The organism is Micromonospora sp. NBRC 110037 (assembly GCF_001652995.1).
GTDB classification, from domain to species: Bacteria; Actinomycetota; Actinomycetes; order Mycobacteriales; family Micromonosporaceae; genus Micromonospora; species Micromonospora chalcea.
Window position 1 is genome coordinate 1,717,083 of the sequence record NZ_BBVA01000002.1, and the last position, 18,049, is coordinate 1,735,131.

Annotated in this window: 18 protein-coding genes and 1 pseudogene; 7 read left to right on the top strand and 12 right to left on the bottom strand. The window is 74.6% G+C overall.

The genetic code is table 11. From position 1 onward, the window contains the following. Nucleotides 1–156 precede the first annotated feature (156 nt). A complete protein-coding gene (locus A4R25_RS06850) occupies nucleotides 157–1,785 on the top strand; it encodes an acyl-CoA dehydrogenase family protein (RefSeq protein WP_064446017.1) in 1,629 nt (542 codons plus the stop codon). Between the two features lie 6 nt (nucleotides 1,786–1,791). Then, nucleotides 1,792–2,616 (top strand): MOSC domain-containing protein, encoded by an 825-nt coding sequence (locus A4R25_RS06855; RefSeq protein WP_064446018.1) that lies wholly within the window; start codon nucleotides 1,792–1,794, stop codon nucleotides 2,614–2,616. 9 nt (nucleotides 2,617–2,625) lie between these two features. On the opposite strand, the gene A4R25_RS06860 is transcribed toward A4R25_RS06855, so the two are convergent. Continuing rightward, nucleotides 2,626–3,180, bottom strand: coding sequence for a GNAT family N-acetyltransferase (locus A4R25_RS06860; RefSeq protein WP_064446019.1), 555 nt, complete (start codon nucleotides 3,178–3,180; stop codon nucleotides 2,626–2,628). Nucleotides 3,181–3,214: 34 nt separating this feature from the next. On the opposite strand from A4R25_RS06860, the gene A4R25_RS06865 reads away from it, so the two are divergent. After that, nucleotides 3,215–4,423, top strand: coding sequence for a MalY/PatB family protein (locus A4R25_RS06865; RefSeq protein WP_064446020.1), 1,209 nt, complete (start codon nucleotides 3,215–3,217; stop codon nucleotides 4,421–4,423). A 47-nt stretch (nucleotides 4,424–4,470) separates the two neighbouring features. Here A4R25_RS06865 and A4R25_RS06870 read toward each other — a convergent pair whose 3' ends face one another. Beyond that, entirely contained in the window at nucleotides 4,471–5,049 is a 579-nt protein-coding gene (locus A4R25_RS06870) for a DinB family protein (protein WP_064446498.1), read from the bottom strand. A gap of 86 nt (nucleotides 5,050–5,135) precedes the next feature. On the opposite strand from A4R25_RS06870, the gene A4R25_RS06875 reads away from it, so the two are divergent. Continuing rightward, nucleotides 5,136–6,134 carry a WYL domain-containing protein gene (locus A4R25_RS06875; RefSeq protein WP_064446021.1) on the top strand — a complete coding sequence of 333 codons (999 nt, stop codon included), beginning with the start codon at nucleotides 5,136–5,138 and terminating at the stop codon, nucleotides 6,132–6,134. A gap of 17 nt (nucleotides 6,135–6,151) precedes the next feature. Here the strand turns inward: A4R25_RS06875 and A4R25_RS06880 are convergent, their stop codons facing one another. The 5 genes and pseudogenes from A4R25_RS06880 to A4R25_RS06895 all read right to left on the bottom strand — a co-directional run bounded on the left by A4R25_RS06880 (nucleotide 6,152) and on the right by A4R25_RS06895 (nucleotide 9,096). Next, entirely contained in the window at nucleotides 6,152–6,463 is a 312-nt protein-coding gene (locus tag A4R25_RS06880; RefSeq protein ID WP_043324181.1) for an NIPSNAP family protein, read from the bottom strand. 23 nt (nucleotides 6,464–6,486) lie between these two features. Then, nucleotides 6,487–6,879 (bottom strand): annotated as a pseudogene (locus tag A4R25_RS06885) (flavin reductase family protein); the annotation flags it as partial. Beyond that, nucleotides 6,851–8,071, bottom strand: a complete 1,221-nt coding sequence (locus A4R25_RS06890) for a YeiH family protein (RefSeq protein ID WP_082930924.1) — start codon at nucleotides 8,069–8,071, stop codon at nucleotides 6,851–6,853. The gene A4R25_RS06890 and the pseudogene A4R25_RS06885, both read right to left, overlap by 29 nt. Then, nucleotides 8,071–8,217, bottom strand: a complete 147-nt coding sequence (locus tag A4R25_RS31400) for a hypothetical protein (protein ID WP_166456277.1) — start codon at nucleotides 8,215–8,217, stop codon at nucleotides 8,071–8,073. The genes A4R25_RS06890 and A4R25_RS31400 overlap by 1 nt, the downstream gene beginning before the upstream one ends. Before the next feature lie 87 nt (nucleotides 8,218–8,304). Next, on the bottom strand, nucleotides 8,305–9,096 hold the full coding sequence (locus tag A4R25_RS06895) for a TetR/AcrR family transcriptional regulator (RefSeq protein WP_064446022.1): 792 nt from the start codon (nucleotides 9,094–9,096) through the stop codon (nucleotides 8,305–8,307). 222 nt (nucleotides 9,097–9,318) lie between these two features. Between A4R25_RS06895 and helR the strand changes: the two genes are divergently transcribed. Next, nucleotides 9,319–11,490: an RNA polymerase recycling motor ATPase HelR gene (helR, locus tag A4R25_RS06900; RefSeq protein WP_082930925.1), complete on the top strand. Its 2,172-nt coding sequence runs from the start codon at nucleotides 9,319–9,321 to the stop codon at nucleotides 11,488–11,490. 39 nt (nucleotides 11,491–11,529) lie between these two features. Here the strand turns inward: helR and A4R25_RS06905 are convergent, their stop codons facing one another. The 4 genes from A4R25_RS06905 to A4R25_RS06920 form a co-directional block, all read right to left on the bottom strand. Continuing rightward, complete coding sequence (locus A4R25_RS06905) at nucleotides 11,530–12,339, bottom strand: ABC transporter permease (RefSeq protein WP_064446023.1); 810 nt, start codon at nucleotides 12,337–12,339, stop codon at nucleotides 11,530–11,532. Continuing rightward, nucleotides 12,336–13,304, bottom strand: a complete 969-nt coding sequence (locus tag A4R25_RS06910) for an ATP-binding cassette domain-containing protein (protein WP_064446024.1) — start codon at nucleotides 13,302–13,304, stop codon at nucleotides 12,336–12,338. The genes A4R25_RS06905 and A4R25_RS06910 overlap by 4 nt, the downstream gene beginning before the upstream one ends. A 65-nt stretch (nucleotides 13,305–13,369) precedes the next feature. Then, a complete protein-coding gene (locus A4R25_RS06915; protein ID WP_064446501.1) occupies nucleotides 13,370–14,017 on the bottom strand; it encodes a response regulator transcription factor in 648 nt (215 codons plus the stop codon). After that, a complete protein-coding gene (locus A4R25_RS06920; protein WP_064446502.1) occupies nucleotides 14,017–15,135 on the bottom strand; it encodes a sensor histidine kinase in 1,119 nt (372 codons plus the stop codon). Before A4R25_RS06920 ends, A4R25_RS06915 begins: the two co-directional genes overlap by 1 nt. Before the next feature lie 118 nt (nucleotides 15,136–15,253). On the opposite strand from A4R25_RS06920, the gene A4R25_RS06925 reads away from it, so the two are divergent. Continuing rightward, a complete protein-coding gene (locus A4R25_RS06925; protein WP_064446025.1) occupies nucleotides 15,254–16,087 on the top strand; it encodes an ABC transporter ATP-binding protein in 834 nt (277 codons plus the stop codon). Further along, a complete protein-coding gene (locus A4R25_RS06930; protein ID WP_064446026.1) occupies nucleotides 16,084–17,055 on the top strand; it encodes an ABC transporter permease subunit in 972 nt (323 codons plus the stop codon). The genes A4R25_RS06925 and A4R25_RS06930 overlap by 4 nt, the downstream gene beginning before the upstream one ends. A 52-nt stretch (nucleotides 17,056–17,107) precedes the next feature. Here A4R25_RS06930 and A4R25_RS06935 read toward each other — a convergent pair whose 3' ends face one another. Next, complete coding sequence (locus A4R25_RS06935; protein ID WP_064446027.1) at nucleotides 17,108–17,986, bottom strand: alpha/beta fold hydrolase; 879 nt, start codon at nucleotides 17,984–17,986, stop codon at nucleotides 17,108–17,110. Between the last annotated feature and the right edge of the window lie 63 nt (nucleotides 17,987–18,049).

The following is an 18,049-nucleotide window of genomic DNA, read 5'->3' on the forward strand; positions in this document are numbered from 1 at the left end:
GGACAAAAGAAAGTTTCGGCGAGTCTTGTCTCCGAGCCGGATGATGTCAAACGAATCCAGCCAAAATGACTGGTCGATCGGTGTTGCCGGTGCGGAGTGAACGGTGGTTCAATCCGGGCCCCGACCCGATCCGCCACCGCGCTGGGAGTTGCCGCCGTGACCACACACGAGGTCGTCAACCAGGTCCCCCCGATGGTCGGCCACGACACCGCCGACGACCCGGCACTGCGCGACGGCGTGACCCGGGAGGGCGCCGAATGGGCGCTGCCCGGGCTGCACGAGCTGGGCCGTCTCGCCGGTGGTGAGGAGGCGGCCGAACACGGGCGGCTCGCCAACGAGCACCCGCCGGTGCTGCGCACCCACGACCGGTACGGCAACCGGATCGACGAGGTGGAGTTCCACCCGTCCTGGCACGAGCTGATGCGTACCGCCGTCGGGCACGGCCTGCACGCCGCGCCGTGGACCGACGACCGACCCGGCGCGCACGTGGCCCGGGCGGCCGGCTTCTACCTGTGGCGGCCCGACGCCGGGCACGGCTGCCCCGTCTCGATGACCTACGCGGCGGTGCCCGCGCTGCGGCACAGCCCGGAGCTGGCCGACCGCTACGAGCCGCTGCTCACCACCCGCGATTACGACTTCGGGCTGCGCCCGCCGCAGACCAAGCGCGGCCTGCTCGCCGGCATGTCGATGACCGAGAAGCAGGGCGGCTCGGACGTACGCGCCAACACCACCACCGCCCGGCCCGAGCCGGACGGCAGCTACCGGCTCGTCGGGCACAAGTGGTTCACCTCCGCGCCCATGTGCGACCTGTTCCTCACGCTCGCCCAGGCGCCCGGCGGCCTCACCTGCTTCCTGGTCCCCCGCGTGCTGCCCGACGGCGCCCGCAACCCGATGCGGCTGATGCGGCTCAAGGACAAGCTCGGCAACCGCTCCAACGCCTCCGCCGAGGTCGAGTACGAGCACGCGGTGGCGTGGCGCGTCGGCGACGAGGGCCGGGGCGTGCGCACCATCATCGACATGGTCAACCTGACCCGGCTCGACTGCGTGATCGGCGCGGCGGCCGGGATGCGTCACGGCGTGACCACCGCGGTGCACCACGCCACCCACCGGCGGGCGTTCGGCAGCTACCTTCTCGACCAGCCGCTGATGCGCAACGTGCTGGCCGACCTGGCCGTGGAGTCCGAGGCCGCCACCGTGCTGATGGTCCGGCTGGCCGGCGCGACGGACCGGTCGGCGCGCGGCGACGACGGCGAGACCGCGTTCAAGCGCCTCGCCCTCGCAGTCGGCAAGTACTGGGTGTGCAAACGCTGGCCGGGGCACGCCGCCGAGGCGCTGGAGTGCCTGGGCGGCAACGGCTACGTGGAGGAGTCCGGCATGCCGCGGCTGTTCCGCGAGTCGCCGCTGAACTCGATCTGGGAGGGCTCCGGCAACGTCGCCGCGCTGGACGTGCTGCGCGCGCTCACCCGGGAACCGCAGGTCCTCGCCGTGTACGAGGCGGAGGTGGCCGCCGCGGCCGGCGCGGACGCGCGACTGGACGCCGCGGTGCGCCGGGTGCGCGACGAGCTGGCCGACCACACCGACCTGGAGCTGCGCGCCCGGCGCGTGGTGGAGCGGCTGGCGCTGGTGCTGCAGGGCGCGCTGCTGGTACGCCACGGCCACCCCGCGGTCGCCGACGCGTTCTGCGCGTCCCGGCTCGGCGGCGACCACGGCCAGGCGTACGGGACGCTACCCGGCGGACTGGACCTGTCCGCGATCATCGACCGCGCCACCCCGAAGATCGGCTGAGCGGCGATGACGCGTCTGGTCTCGGCCCACCTGTATCCGGTCAAGTCCCTCGGCGGCGTCGACGTCGACCGGGCCGTGGTCGAGCCGTGGGGGTTGCGTCACGACCGCCGCTGGGTGGTGCTGCGCCCCGACGGCGGCAAGGTGGGCTCGACCGCCCTGCCGGCGCTGCTCGGCCTGACCGCCGCGCCCGGGCCCGGGTCGCTCACGCTCACCGCCCGCGACGGGTCGTCGCTGACAGTCGCCGAGCCGGTGGACGGGCCGCTCGTCCCGACGGACGTGTCCCGGCTGGACACGGTCCGGCTCGCCGCCGACGAGGCCCACGACTGGCTCTCCGCGCGGCTGGGCCGTCCGGTGCGGCTGGCCTGGCTGGACGACCCGCGCCGCCGCCCGATGTCGGCCGAGCACGGCGGCCGGCCCGGCGACCCGCTCAACCTCTCCGACGCCGGACCGCTGCTGGTCGCCACGGCGCCGTCGCTGCGGCGGCTGCGGGACTGGATCGTCGAGGGCGCGCTGGAACGCGGCGAACCGGCCCCGGAGCCGCTGGCGATGGCCCGGTTCCGGCCCACTGTGGTGCTCGACGGGCCGTTCGAGCCGTTCGCCGAGGACGGCTGGACACGGGTGCGCATCGGCGCCGTCGACTTCCGGGTCTCCGAACGCTGCGACCGCTGCTCGGTGACGCTCATCGACCCGCAGACCCTCGCCAGCGGGAAGGAACCCATCCGCACGCTGGCCCGGCACCGGCGCCACGACGGCAAGACCTGGTTCGGCATCCGGCTGGTCCCGGAGACCACCGGCGAGATCCGCGTCGGCGATCCCGTCACCGTCTCCTGATCCGGCCGCTCAGCGGCCACGCCACTCGTCGGCCAGGATCGCGTGGACGAGCTGGTCGGCCCACCCGCCCCGGAACCGGTAGCTGCGCACGTGCCGCGCCTCCCGCCGCATCCCGAGCCGGGCCATCAGGCGCGCCGACGGCTCGTTGTCCGCGTGGCAGCGGGCCACCACCCGGTGCAGCCCGAACTCGCCGAAACCCCAGTCCAGCAGCGCCCCGGCCGCCTCCGTGGCCAGCCCCCGGCCGCCGTGGTCGGGGTGGAACACGTACCCCAGCTCGGCGGTGCGGTCCGCCGCGCTGCGCCACACCAGCTCGACCGCGCCGATCATTCGCCCGTCGCGCACCACGGCGAGCGTCAGGCAGTCGCCCTCCGCGCGCAGCGCGTCCTCGCCGGCCATCGCGGTCACCGACGCCAGGGACTCCGCCCGGGTACGCGGGGCGGCGCCCGCCATCCAGCGGACCACGTCCGGACGGCGCTGCCAGGCGTGCACGTCGTCGAGGTCGTCGAGCATCACCGGGCGCAACAGCAGCCGGGCCGTGCGCAGCGGGTACGCCGGGTGGGCCATCGGGCGATGGTAGGAGGAACCTAGGGTGAGCCGCATGGTCGTTTCCGCCGACGACGGCAACCCACTCACCCAGCTCACACTCGACCAGCTCCGGGCACGCACCAGCGTGAAGTGGCGGCTGTACCCGCCGGACGTGCTGCCGCTGTGGGTCGCCGAGCAGGACGTGCCGCTGGCGCCGCCGGTGGCCGAGGCGCTGCGCCGCGCGGTCGACCTGGGCGACACCGGCTACGCGTACGGCACCGCGTACGCCGAGGCGGTCGGCGGGTTCGCCGCGCAGCGGTGGGGCTGGGCCGACTTCCCGGTCGGCCGGACCACGCTGGTGCCCGACGTCATGATGGGCACGGTCGAGGTGCTGCGCCTGGTCACCGGGCCGGGCGACGCGGTGGTGGTCACTCCCCCGGTCTACCCGCCGTTCTACGCGTTCGTCACGCACGCCGACCGGCAGGTGCTCGAGGCGCCGCTCGGCGCGGACCTGCGGCTCGACCCGGCCGCGCTGGAGGAGGCGTTCCGGCGCGCCCGCGCGATCGGCGACCGGCCGGCGTTCCTGCTCTGCAACCCGCACAACCCGACCGGCGTGGTGCACCGGCCCGACGAGCTGGCCACCGTCGCGGAGCTGGCCGCCCGGCACGGCGTCCGGGTGGTCTCCGACGAGATCCACTCGCCGCTGGCGCTACCCGGTGCGCGGTTCACCCCGTACCTGACGGTGCCCGGCGCCCAGAACGCGTTCGCGCTGCTGTCGGCGTCCAAGGCGTGGAACCTCGCCGGGCTCAAGGCGGCGCTGGCCGTTGCCGGGCCGGACGCGGCCGACGACCTGGCCCGGATGCCGGAGGAGGTGAGCCACGGCCCGAGCCACTTCGGCGTGCTCGCGCACACCGCCGCGTTCCGGGCCGGCGGGCCGTGGCTGGACCGGCTGCTCGACGGCCTGGACGCCAACCGGGCACTGCTCGGGTCGCTGCTGGCCGAGCACCTGCCGGCGGTGTCGTGGCGGCCGCCGGAGGGCACGTACCTGGCCTGGCTGGACTGCCGCGCCCTCGGCGTGCCCACGGAGGCGGGCGACGGCCCGGGGGTCGCCAGCGATCTGGACGGACCGGCGCGGATGTTCCTCGACCGGGCCCGGGTGGCGCTCAGCTCCGGGCACGTCTTCGGCGCCGGCGGCGCCGGATTCGTCCGGCTCAACTTCGCCACCTCCCCCGCCGTGCTCACCGAGGCGGTCACCCGGATGGGCCGGGCGGCGACCGGCTGACGGCCGGGCCGGCACCGGCGCCCCGCGGCGCCGGTGCCCCGGCCGGCTCAGGTGGTGGTCTGCCCGTCGATGCTCTCGCGCAGGATGTCCGCGTGCCCGGCGTGCTGGGTGGTCTCGGCGATGACGTGGATCAGCACCCGCCGGATGCTGCGGACCGAGCCGGGCTCGTTCCACGGCGCGTCCGGCACCGGCCAGGTCGCCGACAGGTCCTCGACACCGGCCACGATCTCCTCGGTACGCGCGGCGACGCGCGCGTAGCGGTCCAGGATGGCCGGCAGCGTGTCCCCGGGCAGCATCTGGAAGTCCCGCCCCCGCTCGATCGCCCACTGCGGCAGCTCGCGGGCCTTGCCGGCCATGAAGTCCTCCCAAGTGACGCCCTCGGGCATGGCGAAGGACATCGCCGACGGGCCTTCGACCACGAACCGCAGCCACGCCTCCTCGGTGGACGCGACATGCTTGATCAGGCCGCCCAGGCAGAGCGCGCTGACCGTCGGCTTCTGCCCGGCCTGCTCGTCGGTCAGGCCGCGCACCGTGTTGGTCAGCATGTTCCGGGCCTCGGCGAGCTCGGCCAGCAGGTCGGCCCGCTCGGCGTCGAGGGTGGTGGAGGTCGTGGTCGTGCCGGTCATCGTCATCTGTTCCTTCCGGTCCTGATCGGGTACGGGCCCACACTCGCAGGCATAGCGGTCAGGATGTGTCCTCTTCTGCGGGCAGAATGCATGTCGTGCCGACGACTTCCGCGCGACTGCTCTCCCTGCTGTCCCTGCTTCAGGCCCGCCGGGACTGGCCGGGCGCGCTGCTCGCCGAACGGTTACGGGTCAGCACGCGTACCGTGCGCCGCGACGTCGACCGGCTGCGGGAGCTGGGCTATCCGATCGAGAGCACCAAGGGCCCGGACGGCGGCTACCGTCTCGGCGCCGGCTCGGCGCTGCCGCCGCTGCTCTTCGACGACGAGCAGGCGGTCGCGCTCACCGTGGCGTTGCAGACCGCCGCCACCGGCGTGACCGGCATCGAGGAGGCCGCCGCGCGGGCGCTGACCACGGTCCGGCAGGTGATGCCGCCCCGGCTGCGCCACCGGGTCGACGCGCTGCGGGTGATCGCCGTGGAACGGGCCGGCACGCCCGCCGCGGCCCGCGTGGAGCCGGGACTGCTGATGACGCTCAGCGCCGCCGTGCACGCCCGGGAGGAGCTGCGCTTCGACTACGACTCGGTGTCGGCGTCCGCTCCCGACGCGCCGCCGCGCCGCGCGCAGCCGCACCACCTGGTCACCTGGGGCGGGCGCTGGTATCTCGTGGCCTGGGACCTGGACCGCGACGACTGGCGCACGTTCCGGGTCGACCGGATCAGCCCGCGTACGCCCACCGGCCCCCGGTTCACGCCCCGCGAGCTGCCCGGCGGGGACGTCGCGGCGTACATCGCCGGCCGGTTCAAGGGCGCCACCGGGCCGGGTGACTGGCCCTGCCGGGGCGAGGTGATCCTCGACCTGCCCGCCCGGACGGTCTCCGCGTGGACCCGCGACGGCATCGTCGAGGAGCTGGGGCCCGATCGCTGCCGTCTGACCCAGGGCGGCTGGTCGTGGGCCGGGCTGGCCGCCCTGCTCGGCCGCTACGACGCCGACATCGAGGTGGTCGGGCCGCCCGAGTTGCGGGAGGCGTTCGCCCGCCTGGCCCGCCGCTACGCCGCAGCAGCGGAGGGCCCGAACCCGCCTCGGTAGCCGGGCCGGCCGGGGTGTCAGTCGGTGGGCAGGAGGGGGCGCATGAACGTGCGCTCGTACCGCAGGACGCAGCCCGACTCGTCGCGGATCCGGTCGGCGGCGACGAACTCGGGGTCCACTCCGAACCGGGCACGATACTGCTCGTACGCCGCCAGGCTCTCAAAGCTGAACAGCGCCTCGGCCCGGTCGCTGGCGCCCTCGGCGGGCAGGAAGTAGCCGTGGTGCACGCCGCCGTGCCGTGCCACCAGCCGCATCCAGGTGCGGGCGAAGCGCTCGAACGCCTCGATCTGTGCGGGATCGATCGTGTAGTGCACGACGCAGGTGATCACGCGGCCACGATAGCGACGGTAGGTCAGGCGGCGCAGCGGCGGTCGCCGGGGTCGGTCGTGTCGGCCAGGTCCGCGTACCGGCCCCGGTGGTAGAGCAGCGGCGACCCGACGTCGGCGTGCCGCAGCAGCTCCGGCTCGGCCAGCACGACGGCGTGGTCCCCGACGACGACCCGGTCCACCACCCGGCACAGCAGCCAGGCCAGTGTGTCGTCGAGGACCGGCACCCCTTCCGGGCCGGGCCGCCAGCGGGTCGGCTCGGCGAACCTGTCGATCCCGCTGGCGGCGAACGTCCGGGCCACCTCGTGCCGGCCGTGCCCGAGCAGGTGCACCGCGACGTGCCGGGCCCGGGACATCACCGGCCAGCTCGACGAGCCCAGGTCCAGCCGGTCAGACCGTGAAGCCGTGGAACAGCACCGACGCCAGCCCGAGCGCGAGCACCAGGTTGAACACGGTGGCCGCGCCGAACACGGTGACCGGCCGCCAGCCGGCCTCGCGCAGCGACGACACGCGGACCTCCAGGCCGATGCTGACGAAGGCCACGATGAGGAACCAGACCCGCAGGTCGGTGACGATCGCCAAGGTGGCCTTGCCGTCCGCCCCGGCGACGTCGAGGTACCAGGTGGCGATCACCGAGGCGGCGACGAACCCGAGGACGAACTTCGGGAACCGCCGCCACAGCTCGCCGAGCCCCGGCCGCGGGGTGTCCGGGCGGCGCTCCACGCGCAGCGCGAAGTACGCGGTGAGGGCCACCGCGACCACGCCCATCAGCGCGTTCTGGGTGACCTTGACGATGCTGGCGATCTGGAGCGCGTCCTCACCGGCGAGCGCGCCCGCCGCGGTGACGGCGGCGGTGGTGTCGATGTTGCCGCCGATCCAGGCACCGGCGACCGCGTCGGAGAGGCCGAGCACGTCGGCCAGCCACGGCAGCAGGAAGATCGACGGCAACGCGAACGCGATGACCAGGCTGGCCGTGTACGCGAGCTGTTCCCGGCGTGCCCGGACCGCGCCGGCGGCGGCGATCGCGGCGCTCACCCCGCAGATCGACACGGCCGAGGCGAGCAGCGCCCGCAGTTTGTCGTCCAGGCCGAAGCGCCCGGCCAGCCACCAGGTGAACAGGAACACGCCGCTGATCAGCAGCAGCGCCTGGGCGATGGCGGGACCGGCGGCGCTCGCGATGACGGCGAGGTTGATCGAGGCGCCGAGCAGCACCAGGCCGGTCTTGATGAAGAACTCGGTCCGGAACGCGGCGGAGATCCGGTCGCGCAGGCCGGTCACGGTGACCACCAGGTTGCCGAGCAGGCCGAGCAGGATCGCGTAGACCGGGTACTCGATCGCGGCGGCCACCTCCTCGACCGCGCTGCCCTCGGCCCAGACCGGCACGTTCTGTTCCAGGTAGCGGGTGAGCGCGGCCAGCCCGAGCACCACCAGCAGACCCACGGCGGTCCAGGCCCAGAACGCGCCGGAGCGCAGGTCGGCCGGGGGCGGCGCGTCCGCGCGCGTACCGTCCGGTCGGTCCACTGAGGTCGCGGCGGCTGGGGCGTCCGCGGTGGAGGCCGCGGACGGCCCGGCGGCGGTGCTGCGAACGGCGGGCTCCGGTGCGGCGGCCATCACGGCACCAGCCCGGCGGGGATGGCGCCGACCAGCACCAGGAGCAGCAGCGCGAGGCCGAGGACAGTGGCGGCCCAGTCCTCGCTGAAGGCGAGCCGGGACGTGCCTGCGGTGGGCGGTTCGGGTGGCGTGGGCGCGTTGCTCATGGAGGGCTCCTACGGGTACGCGCGGGCGAGGGAGGGCAGCCGAGGGCTCATCGACCCCACGGAGAGTTTCCTACTTAACAAGTAGGATTACAAGGTCTTCCTGGGCTCCGGCTCACCCGCGGCACGTTCGGCGACCACCACCGAGATGCCGTCGAGCACCCGCTGCAGACCGAACTCGAAGGCGTGATCCGGCCCGTACGCCGCGCCGTGCGCCATGCCCGCGGCCGTGCCGACCCGCGCGGCGAGCGGGAAACTGCCGGCGGTCATGAACTTCTCCAGCCAGGGCCCGTGCGTCTGCCACCACTGGTCGTCGGTCATCCCGGTCTCACGTTCCAGCTCGGCCACGTCCAGCGCGACCCGCGCCGCGCTCTTGGCGTGCCCCAGCACGAGCGTGAGCACCGCGTCCATCTCCACGTCGTCGAGCCCGATGTCCGCGACGGCGCGCAGCTCGTAGTCGTACTTCGCGAGCACGTTCGGGCCGAGCACCGGCCGGGTCGTCTCGGCGCGCAGCAGCCACGGGTGGGACCGGTAGAGCGCCAGATTGTCCCGCGCGATCCGTTCCAGCCGGCCCCGCCAGCCACCCGGCACGTCGGCCGGGCGTGGAAGGTCACCGAGAACGGCGTCCACCATGACGTCGAGCAGTTCCGCCTTTCCCGGCACGTACGTGTAGACGGACATGGTGCCCACGCCGAGCGCCTCGCTGACCCGGCGCATGGTGAGCGCGTCGATGCCCTCGGCGTCGGCGATCTCGATCGCGGTGCGCACGATCCGGTCGACGCTGAGACCGGGACCGGCGCCACGGCTGGCCGGTTCCCGGGTGCGCCAGAGAAGGGCCAGGCTGCGGGCGGGATCGGCCTTGCGCCGGCGCTCCTTCGACATGGTGCCGTCATCCTACCGGCCACGCCGGTCGCGGCCCGTCGGCGGGACGCCGGGCAAAAGCCACGAGAATTGTTCGGGCAAAAAGAATGGCGGGTTCTCCCGCCACTACCAACATATAGCGCACCCCCGGTCTTGCGGCAAGCCCCGGGTGGTGGCGCAGAATTGCCGGCCGTAACCCATTGCCGAGGCATTCGAAAAGCCGCGAAGAGCGGAGGCTCGGCCGTGCCCGTGATCGGAGACGAGTTGAATCTGCCTGCCACCAGCGTTTTCGATCTTCCCGAGCGTCTGTCGGCCAAGGCCGACCCGGATCTGATCGCCGCCGACGAGCGGCACTTCGCCGTCATCGCGGACAGCCTGCGCCGCTCGATCGCCGAGTTGACCGACCGGCTCGACGCGACGCGCCGGTCCGCCGGCGGCCGGGGCCGGCAGGCCGTCGACCGGGACCAGGAGGTCCGGCGGCTGAGCGCGCGCCTGCGTACGCTGCGCCGTTACGGCCTGGACCTGTGCCTGGGCCGGATGGTCGGCGCGGACGGCGGCGAACCGGTGTACGTGGGCCGGCTCGGCCTGACCGACGGCGCGGGCGGCCGACTGCTGCTGGACTGGCGCTCCCCCGCCGCCGAGCCGTTCTTCGGCGCCACCCACGCCGACCCGATGGGCCTGGTCAGCCGCCGCCGGTACCGGTGGAGCCGAGGGCGGATCACCGACTACTGGGACGAGGTGTTCACCGCCGACGCTCTGGCCGGGCACGCCGCGCTGGACGACCAGTCGGCGTTCATCGCCAGCCTGGGCGCGACCCGGTCGGCGCGGATGCGTGACGTGCTCGGCACCATCCAGGCCGACCAGGACGCGATCATCCGGGCCGGTTCCCGGGGCGCGCTGGTGGTGGACGGCGGTCCCGGCACCGGCAAGACGGTGGTGGCGCTGCACCGCACCGCGTACCTGCTGCACGCCGACCCGCGCCTCGGCGAGCGCCGCGGCGGGGTCCTCGTCGTCGGGCCGCACCAGCCGTACCTGAACTACGTCTCCGACGTGCTGCCCAGCCTGGGCGAGGAGGACGTGCAGATCTGCACCCTGGCCGACCTGGTGCCGGAGGGCGCGGCGGCGGCGCCGGAGACCGACCCGGAGGTGGCCCGGCTGAAGGCGTCGGCGGACGTCGTGCGGGCTGTCGACGCCGCGGTCCGGTTCTACGAGGAGCCGCCCGCGACCGGGATGACTGTCGGGGTCGGGGACGCCGAGCTGCGGCTGACCGCCGACGACTGGGCGACGGCGTTCGAGGCGGCCGGCCCGGGCGTCGGGCACAACGAGGCCCGCGACGACGTGTGGGAGGAACTGCTCACGATCCTGGTGGAGAAGTACCGCGGGGACGAGCCGGAGGAGGCGGTCCGCCGGGCACTGGGACGCGACCGGGAACTGGTGACCGCGTTCGGCCGGGCGTGGCCGCTGCTCGACCCGCTCGACGTGGTGGCCGACCTGTGGTCGGTGCCGGCCTACCTGCGCCGGTGCGTGCCCTGGCTGAGCGTCGAGGAGATCCGTACGCTGCGGCGGGCCGACGCCCGGGCCTGGACGGCCGCGGACCTGCCGTGGCTGGACGCGGCCCGGCGGCGGGTCGGCGACCCGGAGGCGTCGCTGCGGCGGCGCCGCGACGAGGCGGTGCTGGCCGCGCAGCGCGCCGAGATGGACACGGTGGTCGACGCGCTGATCGCGTCGCACGCCTACGACGACGGCGAGGGTCTGATGACCATGCTGTACGGCGAGGACATGCGCACCAGCCTGGTCGACTCCAGCGCGTTGAGCGTGGCCGATCCGGACCTGCTGGCCGGGCCGTTCGCGCACGTGGTGGTGGACGAGGCGCAGGAGCTGACCGACGCGCAGTGGCAGATGCTGCTGGCGCGCTGCCCGTCGCGCAGCTTCACAGTGGTCGGCGACCGGGCGCAGGCGCGGCACGGGTTCACCGAGTCGTGGCCGCAGCGGCTGACGCGGGCCGGGTTCGACCGGGTCGAGGTGGCGACGCTGACCGTCAACTACCGCACCCCGGCGCAGGTGATGGCGGCGGCCGAGCCGGTGATCCGGGCCGTGCTCCCGGACGCCAACGTGCCCACGTCCATCCGCGACGGCGCCCCCGTGCGGTACGGCGACCGCGCCGAGCTGCGCGCGGTGGTGGACGGCTGGCTCGCCGCCCATCCCGAGGGCGTCGCGTGCGTCATCGGCGATCCCGGGTTCCCGGCGACGGACCGGGTCCGGTCGCTGACGCCGGAGCTGGCGAAGGGGCTGGAGTTCGACCTGGTGGTGCTGGTCGACCCGGAGTCCTTCGGCGACGGCATCTCCGGCGCGGTGGACCGGTACGTGGCGATGACCCGGGCCACCGGCGAGCTGGTCGTGCTCACCGGGCCGTGACCCGTGCCCCGGGGGCGACGCACGCCCCCGGGGTCCGGCTCAGCGGCTGAGCGCCCGGTAGCGGCGCAGCGACAGCGGCAGGAACACGGCGATCAGCGCCAGCGGCCAGAGCACCGCCAGCAGCGGGTGATGCGCGGCCACCCAGGAGTCGCCGCCCCAGCCGGGGTTGCCGAACAGCTCCCGGGTGGCGCCGACGGTGGCGGACAGCGGGTTCCACTCGGCGACCGCGCCCAGCCACGCGGGCATGGTGGACGGCGCCACGAACGCGCTGGACAGGAAACCGAGCGGGAACTCCAGCGTCTGCACGGCCGTGACCGCGCTCTGTCCCTTCACGGTCAGGCCGAGGAAGACGCCCACCCAGACCAGCGCGATCCGCAGCAGCAGGATCAGCCCGAACGCGGTGAGCGTGTCGCCGAGGTCGCCGCGTGCCCGCCACCCGACGGCCAAGCCGACGAGCAGCATGACGGCGAGCGTCACCACCGCGAACATCAGGTCGGCGACAGCGCGGCCGAGCAGCGGCGCCAGCCGCGACACCGGCATGGACCGCAGCCGGTCGGTGACACCGCGCTCCAGGTCCGCCGCGACCGCCATGGTGGTCATGCTGATGCCGAAGACCATGGTCATGGCGAACATGCCGGGCATCAGGAACTCGCGGTAGCTGCCGCCGCCTGGTACCTGGAGCGCGCCGCCGAACAGGTACGCGAACATCAGCACCATCAGGATGTCGAAGCCCAGCGAGCCGATCAGCGGGCCCGGCTCGCGCCGCCAGTGCGCCAGCGCACGCCCGGTCAACGTCAGGCCGTCACCGGCCAGCGACGCACGCCGGGCCGGGTTCACCGTCGCGGTCACGCGGTCACCTCCACGCCGGTGCGGGCGGCTGACGACGTGGCGGTGAGCTGGAGGAACACCTCGTCCAGAGTGGGCCGGCGCAGCGCCACGTCGGCGACGCCCACGCCGTCGGCGTCGAGTGCGCGCAGCACCTCGGTCAGCGCGCCGGCCCGGTCGCCGACCTGGGCGCTGACCGCCCGCCGGTCCGGATCGACAGCCGGTTCGGAGCGGGCCACCGCGCGCAGCCGACTCGCGGCGGCGGCGAGGTCGGCGGCGTCGCGGACGACCAGTTCGATCCGGTCGCCGCCCAGGCGGGACTTGAGCGCGTCCGGGGTGCCCTCGGCGATCACCCGCCCAGCGTCGAGCACGCAGACGCGGTCGGCGAGCTGGTCGGCCTCGTCCAGGTACTGCGTGGTCAGCAGCACCGTGGTGCCGCCGCGCACCAGGTCCCGTACCGCCTCCCACACCTCGTTGCGCCCGCGCGGGTCCAGCGCCGTGGTCGGCTCGTCCAGGAACAGCACCGACGGCGCGAGGATCATCCCGGCGGCCAGGTCGAGGCGGCGGCGCATGCCACCGGAGTACGTGCGTACCGGCCGGTCGGCGGCGTCGGCGAGCCCGAACCGGTCGAGCAGTTCGGTCGCCCGCCGCCGCGCCCCGGCCCGGCCCAGGTGGAACAGGCGGCCGAAGATGACCAGGTTCTCCCGGCCGCTCAGCGCCTCGTCCACCGCCGGATGCTGGCCGACCAGGCCGATGCGGTGGCGTACCCGGTCGGCCTGCCCGGCCACGTCGTAGCCGGCGACCTCGGCCCGCCCGGCGTCGAAGCGCAGCAGCGTGGCGAGGATGCGTACGGCTGTGGTCTTGCCGGCGCCGTTCGGGCCGAGCAGCCCGCACACGGTGCCCGGTGGCACGCGCAGGTCGAATCCGTCCAGCGCCACGTTGCCCCCGTACCGCTTGCGCAGGCCCTCCGCGAGGATCGCGTGTTCCACGTCTGTCCCCCTCCGTTGACGACAGTCACTAACGTACAACGTACGGTATGGCGTCCGCCAACGGTTCAGTCGACCACGCGGTGCTCCCACGCCCAGACCGCGATCTCGGTACGGTTGCGCAGGCCGAGCTTGGTCTGCACGGCCGAGACGTGGCTCTTTACGGTGCTCAGCGAGATGAACAGCTCCGCGCCGATCTCCAGGTTCGTACGGCCCCGGGCGATCTCGCGTACCACCTCGATCTCCCGCTCGGACAGCGCCGGGCGGCGCTCGTCGCGGGGCGGGGCGGGCGGGGCCAGGTGCCGCAGCAGCCGGACCGTCACCGACGGGGACACGAGCGCGTCGCCCTGGTGCGCCGCCCGCACCGCCTCCACCAGCAGCGCCGGACCGGCGTCCTTGAGCAGGAACCCGGCCGCTCCCCCGCGCAGCGCGCCGTAGACGTACTCGTCCAGGTCGAACGTGGTGACCACGACGACCCGCAGCGGATCGGCCACCTCGGGCCCGGCGAGCGCCCGGGTCACCTGGAGGCCGTCGAGCCGCGGCATCCGGATGTCCACCAGGCAGACGTCCGGGCGCAGCCGGCGGGCCTGGGCGACCGCGTCGACGCCGTCAGACGCCTCGGCGACCACTGTGATGTCGGGCTGGTCCTCCAGGATGAGCCGCAACCCGCCGCGGACCATCGCCTGGTCGTCGGCGAGCAGCACCCGGATCGCCATCACGGCCTCCCGCACGGCACGGAGGCCCGCACCGACCATCCGCCGTCGGGGCGGGGACCGGCGCGCAGCGTCCCGCCGAGGGCCTCGACGCGCTCACGCAGGCCGACCAGGCCGTATCCGCCCCGGTGTTCGGCGGGCCCGCCGGGCGCGTCGTCGGTCACCTCGACCACCACCGCGTCCGGCTCCCGCGCCACGTCCACAGTGACCTGCCCGGCGTGCGGGGCGTGACGGGCCACGTTGGTCAGCGCCTCCCGGACGATCCGGTGCACGGTGCTGGTGACCTCCGGCGGCCAGGCCGTCTCCCCCGGTAGGCGCAGCCGCACCGGCGGGCCCTGCCGGCGGAACCGCTCGACCAGCTCCTCGATCTGCTCGGTACCGGCCGAGGCCGGCGGCGCGTCATCGGTGTCGCGCAGCACCCCCACCACGCGGCGCATGGCCCGCAGCGCCTCGCCGCCGGCCTCCTCGATCCCGGCCAGCGACTCCGTGACGCGCGCCGGATCCCGCCGTCCGACCAGGTGGGCGGCCTGCGCCTGCACCACGATGCCGGTGACGTGGTGGGCCACCACGTCGTGCAGCTCCCGGGCCAGCTCCAGTCGCTCGTCGCGGCGTACCCGCTCGGCAGTGGCCCGGGCCCGCTCGTCGAGCAGCCGCAGGCTCAGCCCGGTGGCGACCCCGCCGAGCCAGCACAGGCAGCTGAGCGCCACCACCCCGGACCCGCCCGCGCCCGGTCGGGCCACCGCCCACGCCCCAGCCGCCACCACGAGACCACCGGCGGCGATCAGGCCGGCGGGCAGCGGCGGCAACGCGCGTACCGCCGATCCGACCAGGACCGCCGACGCCAGCGCCAGCGTGGGCCCCGGCTCGGTCGGCAGGTCGAACAACCGGGCGGCGGCGACGGCCGACCCGGCGACGACGAGCCCGGCAGTGGCCGTGACGACGCGCTGCCTGTCGCGTACCAGAGCCAGCACGCCGACCACGACGGCGGCCGCGCCGCCCACGAGCCAGTACCGCAGGCCCCAGCTCGCGGCGATCGCGACCGCCTGGACGCCGATCGCGGCGAGCAGCACCACGGCGAGTCCCGCCGTCGCCGCCACCCGGGGGAACCGTTCACCAGCCATGCCCAGCACGCTAGGAGATCGCGGGCCGCCGCGAACCGGCCGAAAGTAGGGTCGGCCGCGCGCCGGACCGTGCTCCGGACCGATGCCCGCCGGTCCCGCCGTGCCCAGGATGAGCCGCATGCATCCACCACTCGCCCTGCACGCCGAGCGGCTGACCAAACGGTACGGCCGCCGCACCGCGCTTGCCGACTGCGACCTGAGCGTGCCGCGCGGCCACGTGGTCGGCCTGGTCGGCCCCAACGGCGCCGGCAAGTCCACGCTGCTGCAACTCGCCTGCGGGCTGATCGCGCCCACCTCCGGCACGTTGACGGTGCTCGGCGCACCACCGGCCGCCGACGCCGCGCACCTGGCCCGGGTCGGATTCGTCGCCCAGGACACACCGGTCTACGCCTCCCTCACCGTCGCCGAGCACCTGCGGATGGGCGCCTGGCTCAACCCGTCCTGGGACGCGGCGCTGGCCCGGCGGCGGATCGACGAGGTCGGCCTCGATCCGGCGCAGAAGGCGGGCCGGCTCTCCGGCGGCCAGCGGGCGCAACTGGCGTTGGCGCTGGCCGCCGCGAAGCGCCCCGACCTGCTCATCCTCGACGAGCCGGCCGCCGCGCTGGACCCCCTCGCGCGCCGCGAGTTCATGCACGGCCTGGCCGGCTTCGTGCGGGAACTCGGCGCCGGCGCGGTGCTCTCCTCGCACCTGCTCGGCGACGTGGCGCAGGTCTGCGACCACCTGGTCGTGCTCTGCGCCGCCCGGGTCCAGGTGGCCGGGCCGGTCACGGACCTGCTCGCCACCCACCACCGGACCGCCGCCGCGCCCGCCGGGGCCGAGGTGGTCTGGGCCGAGCCCGGCCGCGTCGTGGTCCGGGGCCCGGCGGTACGCGACGACGCGCCGGTCACGCTGGAGGAGCTGGTGCTGGCGTACCTGTCCCGGGCCGCCGCCCACCCGGTGGTGACCGGATGATCCGGATGACGCTGCGGCAGTTCCGCCTCCCGGCGCTCGCCGGCGCGGTCCTGCTGGTGCTGGCCGGGGCCTACCTGCTGCGCCTCGGCGCGGACATCCGGGCCGTGCCCGACCCGGCCCGGCTGCCCGACCGGTACGCGCAGACCATGCTGTTCCTCGCCGGTGGGTTCGCGCTGCTGCCCGCACTGATCGGCGCGTTCTGGGGCGCGCCGCTGGTCGCACGGGAACTGGAGCAGGGCACGCACCGGCTGGTGTGGAACCAGAGCGTGCCGCGCCGCCGCTGGCTGGCGGTCAAGCTCGCCGTGCTGTCGGCCGCCGCCGCGCTCGTCGCCGGGCTGCTCGGCGCGCTGCTGACCTGGGCGGCCTCGCCCGTCGACCGGGTCGCGGGCGACCGGTTCAGCACCGTGCTGTTCGGCGCGCGCGGCGTCGCACCGGTCGGGTACGCCGTGTTCGGCCTCGTCCTCGGCGTCGTCGCCGGGCTGCTGCTGCGCCGCACCCTCCCAGCCATGGCAGTGGTGTTCCTGGCCGTGGTGCTGGCGCAGCTCGCGGTGCCGAACCTGCTGCGCCCGCACTACTTGCCGCCGGAGCGGGTCACCGTGCCGATGACCGCCGACACTGTCAACCGGGCCCGCAACCTCGGCAGCATCACCGGCTCGCCGGTCGTCGGCGGACTGGACGTGCCGGGCGCCTGGGTCACCGACATCAGCCCGCTGCGTACCGCCGACGGACGGCAGCTCTCCGACGCCGTGTTCGGCACCTGTTTCCGCGACCCGCCGCGTACCGGCGCCACCGGCACGTTCGGCGACACCGCGGTCTGCCTCGGCAAGCTCGACCTGCACGTGGACCTGGCCTACCAGCCGAACCACCGGTTCTGGACGTTCCAGTGGATCGAGCTGGCGCTGCACCTCGGCGCGGCCGGTCTGCTGGCGGCGCTCGGCCTGTGGCACGTCCGGAGACGGGCCGGCTGAGCGGACGGGGGCGGCCGGTCCGGGCGCGTGGCGCGCGCCCGGACCGCCGTACCTAGCGCTTCAGCAGCGCGCGCAGCGCCTCGGCGATCTCGCCCGGCGCCTCCTCGGCCATGAAGTGCCCAGCGGTGGTGGTGCGGTGCTCCAGGTCCGGCGCCCAGGCCCGCCACACCGCCGCCGCGTCGTAACCCAGCGCGGCACCCCAGTCCTGCTGGATGACGGTGACCGGCATGGCCAGCCGCCGCCCGGCGTCCCGGTCGGCCCGGTCGTGCGCCACGTCGATCCCGGCCGACGCCCGGTAGTCGGCGACGATCGAGTCGACCGCCTCCCGGGAGGCCCGCAGGTACTCGGCGCGCACCTGCGCCGGCATCGCCGCCGGGTCACCCGCCCAGGCGTCGAGGAAGTGCCCGAAGAACGCGTCCGCGCTGGCCGCGATCATCTGCTCGGGCAGGCCGGGCGGCTGCGCCATCAGGTAGAGGTGGAACGCCACCGACGCGTGCACGCCGTGCAGCACGTCCCACATGTCGAGGGTCGGCAGCACGTCGAGCGACGCCAGGTGGGTGACCGTGTCCGGGTGGTCGAGGCCGGCCCGGACCGCCACCAGGGCGCCCCGGTCGTGCCCGGCGAGCGCGAACCGCTCATGTCCGAGCGCGCGGGCCAGCGCCACCACGTCGGCGGCCATGGTCCGCTTGCTGTACGTGTCCTCGGTGTCCGCGGCCGGCTTGTCGCTTTCGCCGTAGCCGCGCAGGTCCGGGCAGATCACCGTGTGCTCGCCGGCCAGGTCGGCGGCGACGTGCCGCCACATCAGGTGGGTCTGCGGGAAGCCGTGCAGCAGCACGACCGGGCTGCCGGAGCCGCCCACCGCCACGTTCAGCGTCACGCCCTCGGCGACCGGAACGCGCTGGTAGTCGAATCCCGCGATGGTGGTGCTCATCTCGATCCCTCTTTCGTCTCGTCGTACCCGACCAGCGTGGCGGCGCCCGATGAGCAACCGATG